The sequence below is a fragment of the Telluria sp. PB2R4 genome, assembly GCF_059685695.1.
On sequence record NZ_JCASIC010000021.1, the window covers coordinates 36,959 to 52,229 of the forward strand.

Below are 15,271 nucleotides of genomic sequence, written 5' to 3' on the forward strand. Positions count from 1 at the left end.
TCACCCGGTCGAAACGCAGAACTTCGAGTAAAGCGCATGCGCATCCGCTACCTTATCCCGGGCGAAGAAACCGCCCTGCTGGCGATCTTCCAGTCCTCGGTGCGCGGCCAGGCCTGCCGCGACTACACCCCGGAGCAGATCGACGCATGGGCGCCGCGCACGCTCACGCCCGCCGACCGCCAGGCGTGGATCGAGCGCACCGCCTTGAACCAGCCATGGGTGGTCGAGCTGGATGGCCAGCTGGCGGCCTTCGCCGACCTGCAGCCATCCGGGTACATCGACCAGTTTTTCGTGGCGGCGGAATTTGCCGGGAAGGGCGTCGGGCGCGCGCTCATGCGGCACCTGCATGAGGTCGCCGCCTCACAGGGCATCACAAGGCTGCACGCGCACGTCAGCCTGACTGCGCAGCCATTCTTCGCGCGCTGCGGGTTCACGGTGGAGGAAGAACAGCTCCCGGTCGTGCGCGGCGTGGCCTTGCGGAACGCGGTGATGAGCAAGAACTTGTCGTAGCCCGCCCCTCTCGCGAGGAAGCGGGCACGCGCGACAGAGGTGATTCCGTCTTACGCGCTTTCTTTCAACTGCTCCAGGATCGCCGGATTTTCCAGGGTCGACACGTCCTGGGTAATCGCCTCACCCTTGGCCAGCACGCGCAGCAGGCGGCGCATGATCTTGCCGGAGCGGGTCTTCGGCAGGTTGTCGCCGAAACGGATTTCCTTCGGCTTGGCGATCGGGCCGATTTCCTTCGCCACCCAGTTGCGCAGTTCGGTTGCCAGCTTCTTGGCGTCCTCGCCGCTCGGGCGTGCCTGCTTCAGCACCACGAAGGCGCAGATCGATTCGCCGGTGGTCTCGTCCGGCTTGCCCACCACCGCCGCTTCGGCAACCATCGGGTGTCCCACCAGCGCCGACTCGATTTCCATCGTGCCCATGCGGTGGCCCGAGACGTTCAGCACGTCGTCGATACGGCCGGTGATCGTGAAGTAACCGGTGTCCTTGTTGCGCACCGCGCCGTCGCCGGCCAGGTAGTACTTGCCGCCCAGTTCTTCCGGGAAGTAGCTGGTTTTAAAGCGTTCCGGGTTGTTCCAGATGGTGCGGATCATCGACGGCCACGGACGCTTGACGACCAGGATGCCGCCCTGCCCGTTCGCCACATCGGCGCCGGCTTCGTCCACGATGGCGGTCATGATGCCCGGCAGCGGCAGGGTGCACGAACCCGGCACCAGCGGCGTCGCGCCCGGCAGCGGGGTGATCATGTGGCCGCCGGTCTCGGTCTGCCAGAAGGTGTCGACGATCGGGCAACGTTCCTGGCCGACGTTCTTGTAGTACCACATCCAGGCTTCCGGATTGATCGGCTCGCCGACCGAACCCAGCAGGCGCAGGCTCGACAGGTCGAAGTTCTTCGGATGGACCTTGGGGTCCACGTCGGAGGCCTTGATGAGCGAACGGATCGCGGTCGGTGCGGTGTAGAAAATCGAGACCTTGTGCTTGGCGATGGTTTCCCAGAAGCGGCCGGCATGCGGGAAGGTCGGCACGCCTTCGAACACGACCTGGGTGGCGCCGACCGCCAGCGGGCCGTAGGCGATGTAGCTGTGGCCGGTGACCCAGCCGATGTCGGCCGTGCACCAGTAGACGTCATCGGGCTTGATGTCGAAGGTCCACTTCATCGTCAGCGCGGCCCACAGCAGGAAGCCGCCGGTGGCGTGCTGGACGCCCTTAGGGGTGCCGGTCGAACCCGAGGTGTAGAGGATGAACAGCGGATGCTCGGCATCGACCCATTCCGGCTCGCACTCGGCCGGCTGATTGTCGACCAGGTCGTGCAGCCAGGTGTCGCGGCCTTCCTGGAAATTGATGTTGCCGCCGGTGCGCTTGTAGACAATGACGTCGCGGATGGTGGTGCAGCCGCCCAGCGCCAGCGCCTCGTCGACGATGGACTTTAACGGCAATGATTTGCCGCCGCGCAACTGCTCGTCGGCAGTGATGACGGCGACGGCGCCGGCGTCGATGATGCGCTCCTGCAGCGACTTGGCCGAGAAGCCGCCGAACACCACCGAGTGGGTGGCGCCGATGCGGGCGCAGGCCTGCATCGCGGCGACGCCTTCGATCGACATCGACATGTAGATGATGACGCGGTCGCCCTTCTTGATCCCACGCGACTTCAGGCCGTTGGCGAACTGGCAGACGCGCCCGTAGAGCTCGCGATAGGTGGCGCGGGTGACGGTGCCGTCGTCGGCTTCGAAGATGATGGCGGTTTTATCCGCGTTGCCGTTGCTCAGGTTGCGGTCGAGGCTGTTGTACGAGGCGTTCAGCTGGCCGTCGGCGAACCATTTGTAGAACGGTGCGTTCGATTCGTCGAGGGTGCTGGTGAACGGCTTGTGCCAGTCGAGGTTCTCGCGCGCCAGGCGCGCCCAGAAGCCCTCGTAGTCGCTGGCAGCCTCGGCGCACAGCTTTTCGTAGGCTTCCATGCCGGAAATCGCGGCCTTGCTGGCGAACTCGGCGGGTGGTGGGAACACGCGGTTCTCTTGCAGGGTGAATTCTTCCTGTTTGCTCTCGTTCTCGGCCATCATCGTCTCCATAGTTGGTAGGTTTTTACCGAACACCTTAGGGGCGCACGCTTACTGAGCCCTTACAGGGGGCTTCTGGTCGAATGCCATTCTACCAACCTTGCCACAAAGGGGCGAAGAACCCGGCATGCGCGTGCCGGCGGGTGTAGAATGCTCGGCTGTATTCGTCCAGCATTCCAGGAGTCAGCACCCCGATGGCGCAGTTAATTCCCCCGACCGAAGCAAAAAAGCTCACCCCGCTCAACAACCTGATCTTCGCCAGCCGCTGGCTGCAGCTGCCGCTGTACCTGGGCCTGATCCTGGCGCAGTGCGTCTACGTGTTCCACTTCTGGGTCGAGCTGAAGGACCTGATCGGCGCCGCGATGGGTAATGCCAATTCCCTTGCGCACATTCTCGATGCGGTCACCGTGCCGGGCGCCCCGCGCCCGATCAAGCTGACCGAGACCACGATCATGCTGGTGGTGCTCGGCCTGATCGACGTGGTCATGATCTCGAACCTGCTCATCATGGTCATCGTCGGCGGTTACGAAACCTTCGTCTCGCGCATGCACCTCGAAGGCCACCCGGACCAGCCCGAATGGCTGTCCCACGTGAACGCCTCGGTACTCAAGACGAAACTGGCGATGGCGATCATCGGCATCTCGTCGATCCACCTGCTGAAGACCTTTATCAACGCAGCTGCGTACACCGAGAAAACCCTGCTGTTCCAGACCGTCATCCACTGCGCTTTCCTGCTGTCGGCCATGGCCATCGCCTACACCGACCGCATCGTCATGACCACGCACGCAAAACATTAATTCCTCCTGATCGAGAACTTCCATGGCAACCGTTATCACCCAGAGCGACCTCATCGAATCGGTCGCGGCAGCCCTCCAGTACATCAGCTACTACCATCCGGCCGACTATATCCAGCATCTGGCGCGCGCCTATGAGACCGAGCAAAGCCCGGCCGCAAAGGACGCGATCGCCCAGATCCTGACCAACTCGCGCATGTGCGCCGAAGGCAAGCGCCCGATCTGCCAGGACACCGGCATCGTCAACGTCTTCCTCAAGATCGGCATGGGCGTGCGCTTCGAAGGCTTCACCGGCACCGTCACCGACGCCGTCAATGAAGGCGTGCGCCGTGCCTACGCATTCGAAGACAACAAGCTGCGCGCCTCGATCGTGGCCGACCCGCATTTCGAGCGCAAGAACACCAAGGACAACACCCCGGCCGTGGTCCACATGGAACTGGTCGAGGGCGACACCGTCGACGTCAAGGTCGCGGCCAAGGGCGGCGGCTCGGAGAACAAGACCAAGTTCGTGATGCTCAACCCGTCGGACTCGCTGGTGGACTGGGTCATGAAGACCGTGCCGCTGATGGGCGCCGGCTGGTGCCCGCCGGGCATGCTGGGCATCGGCATCGGCGGCACCGCCGAGAAGGCGATGCTGATGGCGAAAGAGTCGCTGATGGACGACATCGACATGTACGAACTGAAGCAGCGCGGCCCGCAAAACAAGCTGGAAGAGCTGCGTATCGAACTGTGCGACAAGATCAACGCGCTGGGCATCGGCGCCCAGGGCCTGGGCGGCCTGACCACCGTGCTGGACGTGAAGATCAACATGTACCCGACCCACGCGGCCTCGAAGCCGGTGGCGATGATCCCGAACTGCGCCGCCACCCGCCACGCCCACTTCGTGCTGGACGGCTCGGGCCCGGCCTACATCGAACCGCCGGCGCTCTCCACCTGGCCGGACGTGCAGTGGACCGCCGACACCGAGAAATCGAAGCGTGTCGACCTGAACACCCTCACCAAGGAAGAAGTCGCCTCGTGGAAGCCAGGCCAGACACTGCTGCTGAACGGCAAGATGCTGACCGGCCGCGACGCCGCGCACAAGCGTATCCAGGACATGCTGTCCAAGGGCGAGCAGTTGCCGGTGGACTTCACCAACCGCGTCATCTACTACGTCGGCCCGGTCGACCCGGTGGGCAATGAGGTCGTCGGCCCGGCAGGCCCGACCACCGCGACCCGCATGGACAAGTTCACCGACATGATGCTGGAGAAGACCGGCCTGATCTCGATGATCGGCAAGGCCGAGCGCGGCCCGGCCGCGATCGAATCGATCCAGAAGCACAAGTCGGCCTACCTGATGGCGGTCGGCGGCTCGGCCTACCTGGTCTCGAAGGCGATCAAGTCGGCCAGGGTGGTCGGCTTCGAGGACCTGGGCATGGAAGCGATCTACGAGTTCGACGTGGCCGACATGCCGGTCACCGTGGCCGTGGACTCCACCGGCACCTCGGTGCACAACACCGGTCCGAAGGAATGGTCGGCCAAGATCGAGTCGCTCAAGGGCATCCCGGTCACCGCCGCGTAACCCCGTCGCACTTCCGTAGGGTGGGCGGGTCTCCCGCCCACGCGTTCAACCACCCTATGCGCTGCCACATGGTATCCACTACCACTCCACAGGACGCTCCGGTCGGTATCTTCGACTCGGGCGTCGGCGGCCTCTCCGTACTGCGCCATATCCAGGCACAGCTACCGCAAGAACATCTCCTCTATTTCGCCGACTCCGGCTTCGCCCCTTACGGCGACAAGCCGGAACATGTCGTCATCGAGCGCGTGCTGGGCATCGGCGCCTTCCTGGTGGCGCGCGGCGTGAAAGCGCTGGTCGTGGCCTGCAATACCGCGACGGTGGCCGCCGTGCGCATCCTGCGCGAACGCTATCCCGACATGCCGATCGTCGGCGTCGAGCCCGGCCTGAAGCCGGGCGCAGCCGCCACCCGCAACGGTACCGTCGGCGTGCTGGCCACCGAGCGCACGCTTGCCGGCGAAAAATTCCTGCTGCTGCGCGACCAGATCGTTGCCACGACCGGCGCGCGCTTCCTGCTGCAAGCCTGCGTGGGCCTGGCCGACCAGATCGAGTTCGGCGAGCCCGGCGCGCCGGCCCTCGACGCCATGCTGGAACGCCATATTGCGCCGCTGCTGGCGCAGGGTGCGGATACGCTGGTGCTCGGCTGCACCCACTATCCGCTGGTGCAGGCATCGATCGAGCGCGTGATCCGGCGCCATACCGATGCCGACGTGGCGCTGATCGACACCGGGGATGCGGTGGCGCGCCAGCTGGCGCGCTTGCTCGAGGCGGCCGGACTGCTGCGCCAGCATGGCGGCGAGCCGCCGTCCCTGACCGGATTCACCAGCGCGAGCGGTGCGGCCCTGTCCGCCGCTTTCGCCGGCCTGCTGGGCCAGGAACCGCAGGTAGACGAGGTCGCCATCGGGGCGGCGCCCTCGAACCCGACAGCGCCGCACATTTAAATTTGCCAGTTCGGGAAGACCTTTGTATAATCTTGTTCTGTCCCGGAAACAGCGAGACAAACAAGATGTAAGCAAGACAATGGTGGCTGTAGCTCAGTTGGTAGAGTCCAGGATTGTGATTCCTGTTGTCGTGGGTTCGAGTCCCATCAGCCACCCCAAGAATTCGCATTAAGAAAAAAGGGTTACATGCCTCGGCTTGTAACCCTTTTTTTTGTTTTCTCATGTCCGGACGTCTACACCGTGCCTGTGAAGAATGCATTGGCCATTTTTCGAGAATCAAAAGATATTTTTGATTTCGATCAAACTGAACCGCGTTGTAATTGGCGAAGCTGTTCTTTTTCGACGCAGGCAAGCCATCATGTTCCTCGAACGGGTATGCATTGCCACCGATGGTTCCGATCTCGCCGTCCGCGCGGCGCAAATGGGGACCCTGCTCGCACGTTCGGGGGCGGGTCACATCGTTGCGGTATCGGTTGCACAACCACGTTTCTCGATGAGAGACAGCAGTGCGGCAATGCCCGACGCGCAGGCGGAGTTGAGGCGTGCTCACGAAGCCGCGCTTGCGCATGTCGACACCGTGCTCCGCATTGCACGCGCGAGTGGCGTCAGCTGCGAGGTGGTCACGCCGCTATCCACAGCGCCGGGGCCCGACATCATCCGGGTGGCAGAGGAGTACGGCTGTGACCTGATCGTTCTGGGGACGCATGGACCGAGCGACGCCAACGAGCGCTTTACGGGCAGCGTTGCCCAGTACGTCCTGGCAAACTCGGCGATCCCTGTCCTGCTGCTGCGCGTCCCCGGTGAGACGTCGCCACCGGACTTTCCGGAAGTTCCGCACATCATGGCATGATTGCCACCTTCAACACGCCATCGCGCTGGTTCGCGAACAGCTCGTAGGCCTCTTCGATCCGCTCCAGGGGGAAGCGATGGGTGACGAGCGGACGCAGGTCGATCCTGCCTGAAGCCACGATGTTCATCAGGCGACGCATGCGGTGTTTTCCGCCGGGGCACAAGGTGGTGACGAGTTTATGGTCGCCGAGTCCGGCAGCAAAGGCATCGAGCGGCAGGCTCAACTTGCCGGAATAGACGCCCAGGCTCGAGAGTGTTCCGCCCGGACGCAATGCGCGCAGGCAGCTCTCGAAGGTTTGCTGGGTGCCCAGTGCTTCGATCGTGACATCGGCACCCTGGCCGTCGGTGAAGTCCAGGATCGCCTGGACGGGGTCGGTTGTGCGGTAATCGACCACATGGTCGGCGCCCAGCCGCCTGGCCATCTCGAGACGCGCAGGCACACTGTCCACGGCAATGATCCGGCTGGCCCCACGCAGGCGTGCGCCGGCCGTGGCGCACAGGCCGATCGGGCCCTGGGCGAAAATGGCCACCGTGTCGCCGATCCGGATAGCGCCGTTCTCGGCCCCCCCGAAGCCGGTACTCATGATGTCGGGGCACATCAGCACCTGTTCGTCACTCAGGCCATCCGGAATCGGGGCCAGGTTGGCCATCGCGAACGGCACCCGTACATACTCGGCCTGGCAACCGTCGATTGTGTTCCCGAGACGCCATCCACCCATGGCCTGGCCTCCGCACTGGGACTGATGCGCGTCCAGGCACGCGTGGCATTGGCCGCAGGGCGTGATCGCACCCACGATGACACGCTGCCCCAATTCGACTCCTTGCACGCCCGGGCCGAGTTCGGAGACGACGCCGACCGGCTCGTGCCCGATGGTCAGGCCTGGAACGACCGGATACTCTCCCCTGAGGATATGGACATCCGTCCCGCAGATCGTGGTCATCGTCACCTTGACGATCGCTTCGCCGGGACCGGCTACCGGCACTGGTTTACGGTCGAGCGCGATGCGGCCCGGGCCGGTGAACACTGCTGCAGTCATCATTGTCATGTCACCCCCTGGAGAACCTCGGACAGACCCGCGGGCCACATCAGCGGGCCATGAATACGGGTACGGTAGCGTCTTGCAAGATCGTCCTGGTAACGCCACCGAGTATCAATTCACGGAACTGTGAATGGCCGTAGCAGCCCATCACAAGAAGGTCGTATCCCTCCTGCCCAAGCATGGCGAGCAGGGCGCGTCCGCCATCGACGTGGCGGTGGAAGAACAGGATTTCCGCGCGTACCTGGTGACGGGCAAGAAAAGCGGCGAGGTCCGCCCGGCAGTGCAGTTCCTGCACATCGGCATCATCCGGCGAATGGAACGAGACGATGCTGACACGCGCCGCGCGCTGCAGCAGCGGGATCGCGGCCTGGAGCGCAGATGAGGCTTCCTTGCTGCCGTTCCACGCGACGAGAATATGCTGGGGCGCATCCGCTGCGACTGGCGCGCATGGCACCACCAGGACCGGACGGGCACTGGTGAAGGCGACGTATTCGGGTATCCGCCCAATCGTCTCAGCCAGCGCTTCGCTCGGATCGTCCTGGCTCACTACCACCAGGTCGCTGAACCGCGCCAGCCGGGCCAGCGCGTCGCTGGCCAGGTCCCAGACCAGGCGTGCCTCGTGCGAGACCCCTGTTTCCTCCGCGATCCTGCCGAACTGTTCGAGCGCCCGCGCCGCGCTGTCCCTGAGAGGATCGAAGTAGCTGGCCTCCAGACTGCCTGGCGCGGCCTGATAGCCGTGCGGGAAGACCTCGCGCGACACCCCCGTGACGGCGACACCGATCAGGTGCGCGTCGTGCACGCGGGCGAGTTGCGAGGCGACCCGAATGCGCTTCGGCGCATGGCGCGACAGGTCCGCATGTACCAGAACGGTCCGGTAGCTCATCGTGCAACCTCCCCTGTCCGGCGCCGGGAGCCCGTGTATATCCTGAGACGGCCATTGCGGAGGACCACTCCCGCCCGTTGGCCGCGCACGTCATGGCGGAGCAAGCGGAGCGCACTCAAGCGATGCAAGGACAACAGGCCCGGCAATGCCGCCGTCACCTCGCGTCCCAGCGCAATATCCCCGGCCTCCACTTGTACCGCAGCGCGATGCAGGGCCTGCAGGAGCAGCGCGTTGTCCTGCCGCTGTTCGTGCAGGCCCGGATACGCTGCTGCCTCCATGAGAATTTCCTCCTGGCAGAAAGCACTTTCGACAGCGGCAATCAGGCCAACGAAGGCGTGGCAAAAACATTCGTCCGATACGTCCGCGACCTTGTTGACATGGACGAGCAAGCGCTGACGCGCATGCGCCATTGCCCGGATCGTGGCGTGTGGATGCTGCTTGCGCAGTAGAAACGAAGTCATCGAGTCGCCCTCTTTAACATTACTCGAAGTTTGTGCGCATGCTTATCCATTGCGTTTGACTAAAATCAAATTGATCCGAGCTAACGCCCTCCACACCCGAACGAACCGGCCTGCACGTGCGCGTTCGCGCGGCTCAATTTCGTTCGGCATCCTTGCCCAATCCGCGCGCTTGCCGGATACTATCCAAGCGGCCTTCCACAGGCCAGGGAGGACGTATGAACGCGTTGTCGCTCCAACACGGTATCCATGTGCCGGTTCCAATACTGACAGGCTGCCCCCGCTGCGTTGCCCGCGACTTGTGCCGACCTTCGGGCGCCAGCGCTCAGGATCTCTCGCTTCTTGGCGGCCTGATCGGTTACCGGCGGCGCCTCCAGCGCGACGACATCCTGTACCGCACAGACCAGTCCTTCGCCATGATCTACACGGTCCGTTTCGGCCACCTGAAATCGTCGCGTCCCGACCATCATGGGCTCCCGCACGTGACCGCGTTCTATATGGCAGGTGACCTGATGGGCCTCGATGCGATTCACACGGGACGTCACGCCTGCACCACTGTGGCGCTGGACGACAGCGAAGTCTGTGAGATCCCCTACGCAAGGTTCCAGCAAGCAATGCACGATTCGCCATCCCTCATGCACCGCTTCCACTGCGCGCTGAGCCACGAGATCGCGCGCGAACAATCGCTCATCCTGTATGCGAACATGAATGGGGCAGAGCGTCTCGCCAGCCTGCTGCTGGACTTGTCCGCGCGGTATGCCGAGCGCGGTTTTTCGGGGCGCCGCTTCATTCTCCGCATGTCGCGCGCCGACATCGGCGACTATCTCGGATTGACGATCGAGAGCATCAGCCGCCTGCTTGGGCGCTTTCGCGACGCGGGGTGGATCGCCCTCGACAAGCGCGAAATCGAGCTGCTCGACCGCGGCCGCTTGCGAGCGCTGTTGACGGCTTCAGCCGACAAACCGCTGGTCGCTCAATGAAGGGGATGGCGCGGCGGCAGCTCGGTCCGGTCCCACAGCACAGCTGATGGACGGGCATTACCACATTCATCTGATGCTATTTTGATTTGCGTCAAAGCCACCTTGGAGAGCAAGCGGATATTGTTATGTCAATTTCCAGCCCTTGCGCGCCGAGTGATTCCTTGAGGGAGTTGACATGTATAAAACGATTGTCGTGCATATCGATGGCGCAGCAGGACAGGACAGCCGCCTGCGCGCTGCCGCACTGCTTGCAAACGACCACGGCGCCCACCTGGTCGGCGTGACTGCGACCGGCATTAGCTGGCTCGACTATGCTGTGCTGACCGCTTCCTTCGGTGCACCGGTCCCCCTCCCCGCATCCGACTTCCAGGCCCTGCGCGATGCCGCCGAGGAGCGGCTCCTTGTGTTCAGGCGCGAAGCCGTCCGCCTTGGGCTCGAATCGTTCGAGGGGCGCGCAACCGACGACGACACTGCTTATGCCCTGCTGCTGGAATCGCGCTACGCCGACCTGGTCGTGCTTGGCCAGGACCAGGCCGGCATTACCGTACCCGCCACGCCCGGACGCGTCGCGCACCTGCCTGAGTACGTCGCACTGCACGGCGCCCGTCCTGTATTGGTCGTGCCTCCTGGCTATGCCAACGGCGTGATCCCGGGCACCGCGGTGGTCGGCTGGGATGGCGGCAAGCAGGCCCTGCGCGCCATCTCCGCTGCGCTGCCCTTGCTGCAGCGGGCGTCGAATGTCCAGCTTGCCGTGATCAATCCCGACCAGCACTCCGGGCTGCACGGCGAGCAGCCCGGCGCCGACATGGCGCTCTATCTGGCGCGACACGGCGTACGTGTCGAGGTGCTCCTCGAGCGCACTGCCTCGAGCGAAGGCGAGGCGTTGATGGCAATGGCCCGCGATAGCGGCGCCGGCCTGCTCGTGACGGGTGCCTTTGGACACACCCGCTACCGCGAATGGGTGCTCGGGGGCGTCACGCGCGAGCTGCTGGAACGCACTGCGATTCCGCTGCTTGTCGCGCACTGAGTCATGCGGCACGCGCCCGCGGACACAATCTATCCCTGGGGACTCTCGGTCATCTGCCGGCAATATTTGCCCAGGTTCGCAGGCAAGTCAGCCGGGCACACCCCGCATTGCTGGTTGCCCGGTACCGCATAGTCGATGAACTTGGGATATGGCAGATTGAGGCCAGCCATGATTTCCCGGAACTCCTCGACAGTGCGCTCGCCCCCAAGACGAGGATTGCGCTTTTTCTCCTGCATGACGGAGGATACCCACCGGTCCTGATAGTCATGGGCGGGGTAGACCAGGGTGTCATCGGGCAGCGTAAACAGCTTGCCCCGCACGCTGTGATACAGCGCATCCGCGTCGCCCTGCTGGAAGTCGGTTCGCCCGCACCCCTCAATCAGTAATGCGTCACCCGTGAACACGCGATCTCCCAGCACGTAGGCGAAATGGCCCGCCGTATGGCCCGGCGTGTGAAGCGGCTGGAAGTCCATCGCCCCCACGCTGAATGGCCTCCCCTCCTCCAATTGAACGTCGGCACAGGAAACGCGTTCGGCTGCGGGCGCAGCAATCGCGCTCCCCACCTTTTTCTTCAGTTCCAGGGCAGCCGTGATGTGATCGGCGTGGACGTGCGTATCGATGCTGTATGCAAGCGTCAATCCGAGCCGCCGGACCTCTTCCAAGTCACGATCAAGCGTGACGATGACCGGGTCGATCAATACCGCTTGCCCGGTTTCCGGACAGCCGATCAGATAGGTGTAGGTGCTGGACAAAGGCTCGAAAAGCTGGCGGAAAACCATGCGGCTTCTCCTCTGGAAGACGGGCGTGTTCGTGAGCGCAGTATACGTCGCCGCCGAGGTTTCCGGCGCGCGTTGCCCTCATCAAAAGGTCTAGCCGGCAGGCCCTGCATCGTCTTGCAAGCGATCCCGCGTATCGCTCCAGAGTGTCTCGGCGCGCATGCCGGTGCGGCAGAATCCGAACACGGGCTTGGGCGCCGCTGCGTACAGCGCGGCAAAGGCGTCGCGGTCAGCGGGCGTGATCTTGCCCGGTATCACCGGGAGATGCAGCGCCTGGATTCCGTGCCTGTGCGCTTCGGCGGCGATCTCCTTGAACGCTGTCTGGTTACTGCCCTCGCCGTCGGGTCGATTGCAGACCAATGTTGCGAATCCCTGCTCCTTCAACTGGGCGACATCTGCCGGACTGATCTGTGGTCCCACCGCATAGTTCTTGCTGAGGTAACGAATGCTCACGCTGTTCTCCTGTGCATCGATTAAAAACAACAGTATATTGAAAAATAGATTGTCTGTCGATATAATGTATTCCAATAGATTAGAAAGGTGGACCATGCCGGACACACAACAACTCAATTTGCACGACATGCGGGCTGCAGCGGGACAGGCGTGCGCACTGCTCAAGGTACTGGGCAACCCGGACCGGCTGATGCTGCTGTGCCAGCTGACCCAAGATGAATATTGCGTCAGCGACCTGGAGGCCTTGCTGGGGATCGCCCAGCCGACGCTGTCCCAGCAACTCGGCGTACTGCGCGAGGAAAAGCTGGTCAGTACGCGCCGCGAGGGGAAACAGATCTTCTACCGCATCGACAGCAATGAAGCGCTGGCGGTCATGCAGGTCCTGTACCAGCAGTTCTGCCTGCCCACCCAAGGAGTCAGCACATGAATATCGACTGGATCAACTTCACACCCTGGACCTCGCTCGCAGGCGGACTGATCATCGGCACCGCCGCGGCTGCATTCGTGCTGTTCAACGGCCGAATCGCCGGCATCAGCGGCATTCTTGGCGGCCTGTTGCGCCCTGCCCGCGGCGACATCGCCTGGCGCCTGGCATTCCTGCTGGGGCTGGTTGGCGCCCCGCTCGCCTACGCCATGTTCGCGGCGCTCCCCACTGCCACCATTGCCGCCGACGATGGGACCTTGATCGTCGCCGGACTGCTGGTGGGCCTGGGCACCCGTTATGGCGCCGGCTGTACCAGCGGGCATGGCGTATGTGGCCTGTCACGGCGATCGCCGCGCTCCCTGGCCGCCACTGCGGCATTCATGCTCGCTGGCTTCGCCACCGTTTTCGTGATGCGTCACCTCTTCGCTTGACAAGGACATCGATATGAACATCCTGATGGCACTGATTGTGGGACTGGTTTTCGGCATCGGACTGATTGTCTCCGGCATGACCGATCCGGCGAAAGTCATCGGCTTCCTCGACCTGGCCGGCAACTGGGACCCGTCGCTGGCCTTCGTCATGGGCGGTGCGATCCTGGTCGGCCTGGTGGCATTCCGCTTTGCCGCCAGGCGCGAGCGCTCGCTGCTGGGGGAAGCCATGCGCCTGCCGACCGCAACCCGGATCGACCGCCGCCTGGTGCTCGGCTCGCTGGCCTTCGGTGCCGGCTGGGGCCTGGCGGGCTACTGCCCTGGTCCGGCGCTGGCCTCGCTGGCCACCGGCGGCGCCAAGCCCTGGATCTTTGCATTGGCCATGGTGGCCGGCATGAGCCTGTTCGAGCTGCTCGAATGGAATCGTGCGCGCTCGCTTCGGAATGCTTGAGCCGTGGCTGCCTGTGCGACCCAGCCTGACATCGTCCTCGCCGTGACTCGGCACAGCGGTTCGCCATGCTGACGGCCACCCTGCTCGGTCTCGTCGTCGGGCTGATTCTGGCACTGACCGGGGCCGGCGGCGGCATCCTTGCCGTTCCCCTGCTGGTATTTGGTACCGGAATCGGCGTTGCCGAGGCTGCGCCGGTCGGCCTGCTGGCGGTAGGGATGGCGGCAGCCTTGGGGGCGATCCTCGGCTTGCGCGACGGGCAGGTGCGCTACCGGGCCGCGCTGCTGATCGCGGCGACTGGCATGCTGCTCTCGCCGGCCGGCCTCTGGGCAGCGCGCCTGGTCGATGGCCGCTGGCTGAGCCTGCTGTTCTCCATGACACTGCTGTACGTGGCCATCAAGACCTGGCGCCAGGCTGCCGGGCCGGCAGCCGCCCACGTACCCGACAAGCTTGTCTGCGTACGTGGGGAACAGACCGGCCGCTTTGTCTGGACCCGCCCATGCATGCGGGCGCTCGGCCTGTCAGGCGCCCTGGCGGGCCTTCTTTCCGGGCTGCTTGGCGTCGGCGGCGGCTTCGTGATGGTGCCGGCCCTGCAACGCTACACCGACCTGACAGTGAAATCGGCGGTGGCGACCTCCCTTGCCGTCATCGCCATCATTTCCGTGGCGGCAGTCGCCACCTCGGCGGCGCAGGGAGGCATTGATTGGTCGCTCGCCGCGCCATTCGCGGGCGGGGCCCTCGCCGGGATGCTGGGCGGCCGTTCGCTTGCAGCCAGGGTCGCGGGCCCGGCTTTGCAAAAGGCGTTCGCCGTGGTCTCGGCCCTGGTCGCGCTCGGCATGCTCGCCAAGGCCCTGCTCTCTTGATTGCAATACGCGGTATTTTTTGGAGAACGAAATGAACCCGAGCCCTATCCAGCTGTTCGATACCGAGTCGTCCACCTTCACCTACATCCTGGTCGCGCCGGGCGAAAAGGAAGCGGTCATCATCGACCCGGTGGAGCGACACTGGGAACGCGACCTCCAGCATCTCCAGCGCCTGGGCCTGAAGCTGCGTTACGTTCTCGAGACGCACGCGCATGCCGATCATGTTACCTCGGCCGGCAGGCTGTGCCAGCTGACCGGCGCGGTCGCTGCGGTCCCAAGCGGTTGCGGTATCGCCCCCGCCGAGATGCAGCTGAAGGATGGCGAGGTGATCCCCTTCGGGACTGGTGAAGAGATCCGGGTCCTGCATACGCCAGGCCATACTGCCGGCAGCATGAGCTATGTCTGGCGCGGCAATGTTTTCACAGGCGATACGCTGCTGATCGATGGCTGCGGGCGTACCGACTTCCAGAGCGGCAGTGCCGATGCCCTGTATGACAGCGTCAACGACAAGCTGTTCACGCTGCCGGACGACACCCTCATGTGGCCGGGCCACGACTACAAGGGCCAGGCGGTGTCGACGATCGGCTGGGAAAGGCGTCATAATGCACGCCTGGCCAAGCGCAGCCGCGCCGACTTCGTTCAACTCATGGGTGAGCTCAATTTGCCGAAACCGAAGCTGATCGACGTGGCCGTGCCGGCGAATCAAAACCTCGGCTTGCCTCATGGGGGTTAAAGAGGCAGCCAGTCGCGAGACGATTCGGCGCACACCTAACGAAGCACCGCATTCCAGC

At 64.0% G+C, this 15,271-nt stretch carries 18 protein-coding genes and 1 tRNA gene; 14 read left to right on the forward strand and 5 right to left on the reverse strand.

Annotated features, from left to right (window positions below):
* Positions 1 to 36 precede the first annotated feature (36 nt).
* The gene (locus AC56LU_RS23510) at positions 37 to 510 is read left to right on the forward strand and encodes a GNAT family N-acetyltransferase (RefSeq protein ID WP_497178020.1); all 474 of its coding nucleotides are present in this window, start codon (positions 37 to 39) and stop codon (positions 508 to 510) included.
* Between the two features lie 50 nt (positions 511 to 560).
* Here the strand turns inward: AC56LU_RS23510 and acs are convergent, their stop codons facing one another.
* The gene (acs, locus tag AC56LU_RS23515) at positions 561 to 2,558 is read right to left on the reverse strand and encodes an acetate--CoA ligase (protein WP_497178021.1); all 1,998 of its coding nucleotides are present in this window, start codon (positions 2,556 to 2,558) and stop codon (positions 561 to 563) included.
* Between the two features lie 194 nt (positions 2,559 to 2,752).
* On the opposite strand from acs, the gene AC56LU_RS23520 reads away from it, so the two are divergent.
* The 5 genes from AC56LU_RS23520 to AC56LU_RS23540 all read left to right on the forward strand — a co-directional run bounded on the left by AC56LU_RS23520 (position 2,753) and on the right by AC56LU_RS23540 (position 6,701).
* Positions 2,753 to 3,355 carry a TIGR00645 family protein gene (locus AC56LU_RS23520; RefSeq protein WP_497178022.1) on the forward strand — a complete coding sequence of 201 codons (603 nt, stop codon included), beginning with the start codon at positions 2,753 to 2,755 and terminating at the stop codon, positions 3,353 to 3,355.
* A 22-nt stretch (positions 3,356 to 3,377) separates the two neighbouring features.
* Complete coding sequence (locus AC56LU_RS23525) at positions 3,378 to 4,913, forward strand: fumarate hydratase (protein ID WP_497178023.1); 1,536 nt, start codon at positions 3,378 to 3,380, stop codon at positions 4,911 to 4,913.
* Positions 4,914 to 4,981: 68 nt separating this feature from the next.
* Entirely contained in the window at positions 4,982 to 5,851 is an 870-nt protein-coding gene (murI, locus tag AC56LU_RS23530) for a glutamate racemase (RefSeq protein ID WP_497178024.1), read from the forward strand.
* Between the two features lie 82 nt (positions 5,852 to 5,933).
* Positions 5,934 to 6,009 (forward strand) — tRNA-His (locus AC56LU_RS23535).
* Positions 6,010 to 6,104: 95 nt separating this feature from the next.
* Positions 6,105 to 6,701 (forward strand): universal stress protein, encoded by a 597-nt coding sequence (locus AC56LU_RS23540; protein WP_497178025.1) that lies wholly within the window; start codon positions 6,105 to 6,107, stop codon positions 6,699 to 6,701.
* Here the strand turns inward: AC56LU_RS23540 and AC56LU_RS23545 are convergent.
* Both AC56LU_RS23545 and AC56LU_RS23550 read right to left on the reverse strand, forming a co-directional pair.
* Positions 6,691 to 7,746, reverse strand: coding sequence for an NAD(P)-dependent alcohol dehydrogenase (locus tag AC56LU_RS23545; protein WP_497178026.1), 1,056 nt, complete (start codon positions 7,744 to 7,746; stop codon positions 6,691 to 6,693). The two genes, AC56LU_RS23540 and AC56LU_RS23545, sit on opposite strands and share 11 nt — an antisense overlap.
* A 40-nt stretch (positions 7,747 to 7,786) precedes the next feature.
* A complete protein-coding gene (locus AC56LU_RS23550; protein ID WP_497178027.1) occupies positions 7,787 to 8,623 on the reverse strand; it encodes a universal stress protein in 837 nt (278 codons plus the stop codon).
* A gap of 92 nt (positions 8,624 to 8,715) precedes the next feature.
* Here AC56LU_RS23550 and AC56LU_RS23555 point away from each other — a divergent pair, with 92 nt between their 5' ends.
* From AC56LU_RS23555 to AC56LU_RS23565, 3 genes are all read left to right on the forward strand, one after another.
* A complete protein-coding gene (locus AC56LU_RS23555) occupies positions 8,716 to 9,072 on the forward strand; it encodes a hypothetical protein (protein ID WP_497178028.1) in 357 nt (118 codons plus the stop codon).
* Positions 9,073 to 9,299: 227 nt separating this feature from the next.
* Positions 9,300 to 10,061, forward strand: a complete 762-nt coding sequence (locus AC56LU_RS23560) for a helix-turn-helix domain-containing protein (RefSeq protein WP_497178029.1) — start codon at positions 9,300 to 9,302, stop codon at positions 10,059 to 10,061.
* A 175-nt stretch (positions 10,062 to 10,236) separates the two neighbouring features.
* A complete protein-coding gene (locus AC56LU_RS23565) occupies positions 10,237 to 11,088 on the forward strand; it encodes a universal stress protein (RefSeq protein ID WP_497178030.1) in 852 nt (283 codons plus the stop codon).
* A gap of 29 nt (positions 11,089 to 11,117) precedes the next feature.
* Here the strand turns inward: AC56LU_RS23565 and AC56LU_RS23570 are convergent, their stop codons facing one another.
* Together AC56LU_RS23570 and AC56LU_RS23575 are read right to left on the reverse strand one after the other, a co-directional pair.
* On the reverse strand, positions 11,118 to 11,867 hold the full coding sequence (locus tag AC56LU_RS23570; RefSeq protein WP_497178031.1) for an MBL fold metallo-hydrolase: 750 nt from the start codon (positions 11,865 to 11,867) through the stop codon (positions 11,118 to 11,120).
* A gap of 90 nt (positions 11,868 to 11,957) precedes the next feature.
* Positions 11,958 to 12,317: a protein tyrosine phosphatase family protein gene (locus AC56LU_RS23575; protein ID WP_497178032.1), complete on the reverse strand. Its 360-nt coding sequence runs from the start codon at positions 12,315 to 12,317 to the stop codon at positions 11,958 to 11,960.
* A 94-nt stretch (positions 12,318 to 12,411) separates the two neighbouring features.
* Between AC56LU_RS23575 and AC56LU_RS23580 the strand changes: the two genes are divergently transcribed.
* The 5 genes from AC56LU_RS23580 to AC56LU_RS23600 all read left to right on the forward strand — a co-directional run bounded on the left by AC56LU_RS23580 (position 12,412) and on the right by AC56LU_RS23600 (position 15,213).
* The gene (locus AC56LU_RS23580; protein WP_497178033.1) at positions 12,412 to 12,744 is read left to right on the forward strand and encodes a metalloregulator ArsR/SmtB family transcription factor; all 333 of its coding nucleotides are present in this window, start codon (positions 12,412 to 12,414) and stop codon (positions 12,742 to 12,744) included.
* Positions 12,741 to 13,172 (forward strand): YeeE/YedE family protein, encoded by a 432-nt coding sequence (locus tag AC56LU_RS23585; RefSeq protein WP_497178034.1) that lies wholly within the window; start codon positions 12,741 to 12,743, stop codon positions 13,170 to 13,172. The genes AC56LU_RS23580 and AC56LU_RS23585 overlap by 4 nt, the downstream gene beginning before the upstream one ends.
* Before the next feature lie 13 nt (positions 13,173 to 13,185).
* Positions 13,186 to 13,620 (forward strand): YeeE/YedE family protein, encoded by a 435-nt coding sequence (locus AC56LU_RS23590; RefSeq protein ID WP_497178035.1) that lies wholly within the window; start codon positions 13,186 to 13,188, stop codon positions 13,618 to 13,620.
* A gap of 65 nt (positions 13,621 to 13,685) precedes the next feature.
* Positions 13,686 to 14,480, forward strand: a complete 795-nt coding sequence (locus AC56LU_RS23595; protein ID WP_497178036.1) for a sulfite exporter TauE/SafE family protein — start codon at positions 13,686 to 13,688, stop codon at positions 14,478 to 14,480.
* 31 nt (positions 14,481 to 14,511) lie between these two features.
* On the forward strand, positions 14,512 to 15,213 hold the full coding sequence (locus AC56LU_RS23600) for an MBL fold metallo-hydrolase (RefSeq protein WP_497178037.1): 702 nt from the start codon (positions 14,512 to 14,514) through the stop codon (positions 15,211 to 15,213).
* Positions 15,214 to 15,271: the final 58 nt, after the last annotated feature.

Coding starts and splice junctions, on each gene's coding strand:
- AC56LU_RS23550 (WP_497178027.1), bottom strand. CDS start 8,623: ATGAGCTACCGGACCGTTCTGGTACATGCGGACCTGTCGCGCCATGCG.
- AC56LU_RS23560 (WP_497178029.1), top strand. CDS start 9,300: ATGAACGCGTTGTCGCTCCAACACGGTATCCATGTGCCGGTTCCAATA.
- AC56LU_RS23540 (WP_497178025.1), top strand. CDS start 6,105: ATGCATTGGCCATTTTTCGAGAATCAAAAGATATTTTTGATTTCGATC.
- AC56LU_RS23545 (WP_497178026.1), bottom strand. CDS start 7,746: ATGACAATGATGACTGCAGCAGTGTTCACCGGCCCGGGCCGCATCGCG.
- acs (WP_497178021.1), bottom strand. CDS start 2,558: ATGGCCGAGAACGAGAGCAAACAGGAAGAATTCACCCTGCAAGAGAAC.
- AC56LU_RS23555 (WP_497178028.1), top strand. CDS start 8,716: ATGGCGGAGCAAGCGGAGCGCACTCAAGCGATGCAAGGACAACAGGCC.
- AC56LU_RS23590 (WP_497178035.1), top strand. CDS start 13,186: ATGAACATCCTGATGGCACTGATTGTGGGACTGGTTTTCGGCATCGGA.
- AC56LU_RS23595 (WP_497178036.1), top strand. CDS start 13,686: ATGCTGACGGCCACCCTGCTCGGTCTCGTCGTCGGGCTGATTCTGGCA.
- AC56LU_RS23600 (WP_497178037.1), top strand. CDS start 14,512: ATGAACCCGAGCCCTATCCAGCTGTTCGATACCGAGTCGTCCACCTTC.
- AC56LU_RS23580 (WP_497178033.1), top strand. CDS start 12,412: ATGCCGGACACACAACAACTCAATTTGCACGACATGCGGGCTGCAGCG.
- murI (WP_497178024.1), top strand. CDS start 4,982: ATGGTATCCACTACCACTCCACAGGACGCTCCGGTCGGTATCTTCGAC.
- AC56LU_RS23570 (WP_497178031.1), bottom strand. CDS start 11,867: ATGGTTTTCCGCCAGCTTTTCGAGCCTTTGTCCAGCACCTACACCTAT.
- AC56LU_RS23510 (WP_497178020.1), top strand. CDS start 37: ATGCGCATCCGCTACCTTATCCCGGGCGAAGAAACCGCCCTGCTGGCG.
- AC56LU_RS23585 (WP_497178034.1), top strand. CDS start 12,741: ATGAATATCGACTGGATCAACTTCACACCCTGGACCTCGCTCGCAGGC.
- AC56LU_RS23525 (WP_497178023.1), top strand. CDS start 3,378: ATGGCAACCGTTATCACCCAGAGCGACCTCATCGAATCGGTCGCGGCA.
- AC56LU_RS23565 (WP_497178030.1), top strand. CDS start 10,237: ATGTATAAAACGATTGTCGTGCATATCGATGGCGCAGCAGGACAGGAC.
- AC56LU_RS23520 (WP_497178022.1), top strand. CDS start 2,753: ATGGCGCAGTTAATTCCCCCGACCGAAGCAAAAAAGCTCACCCCGCTC.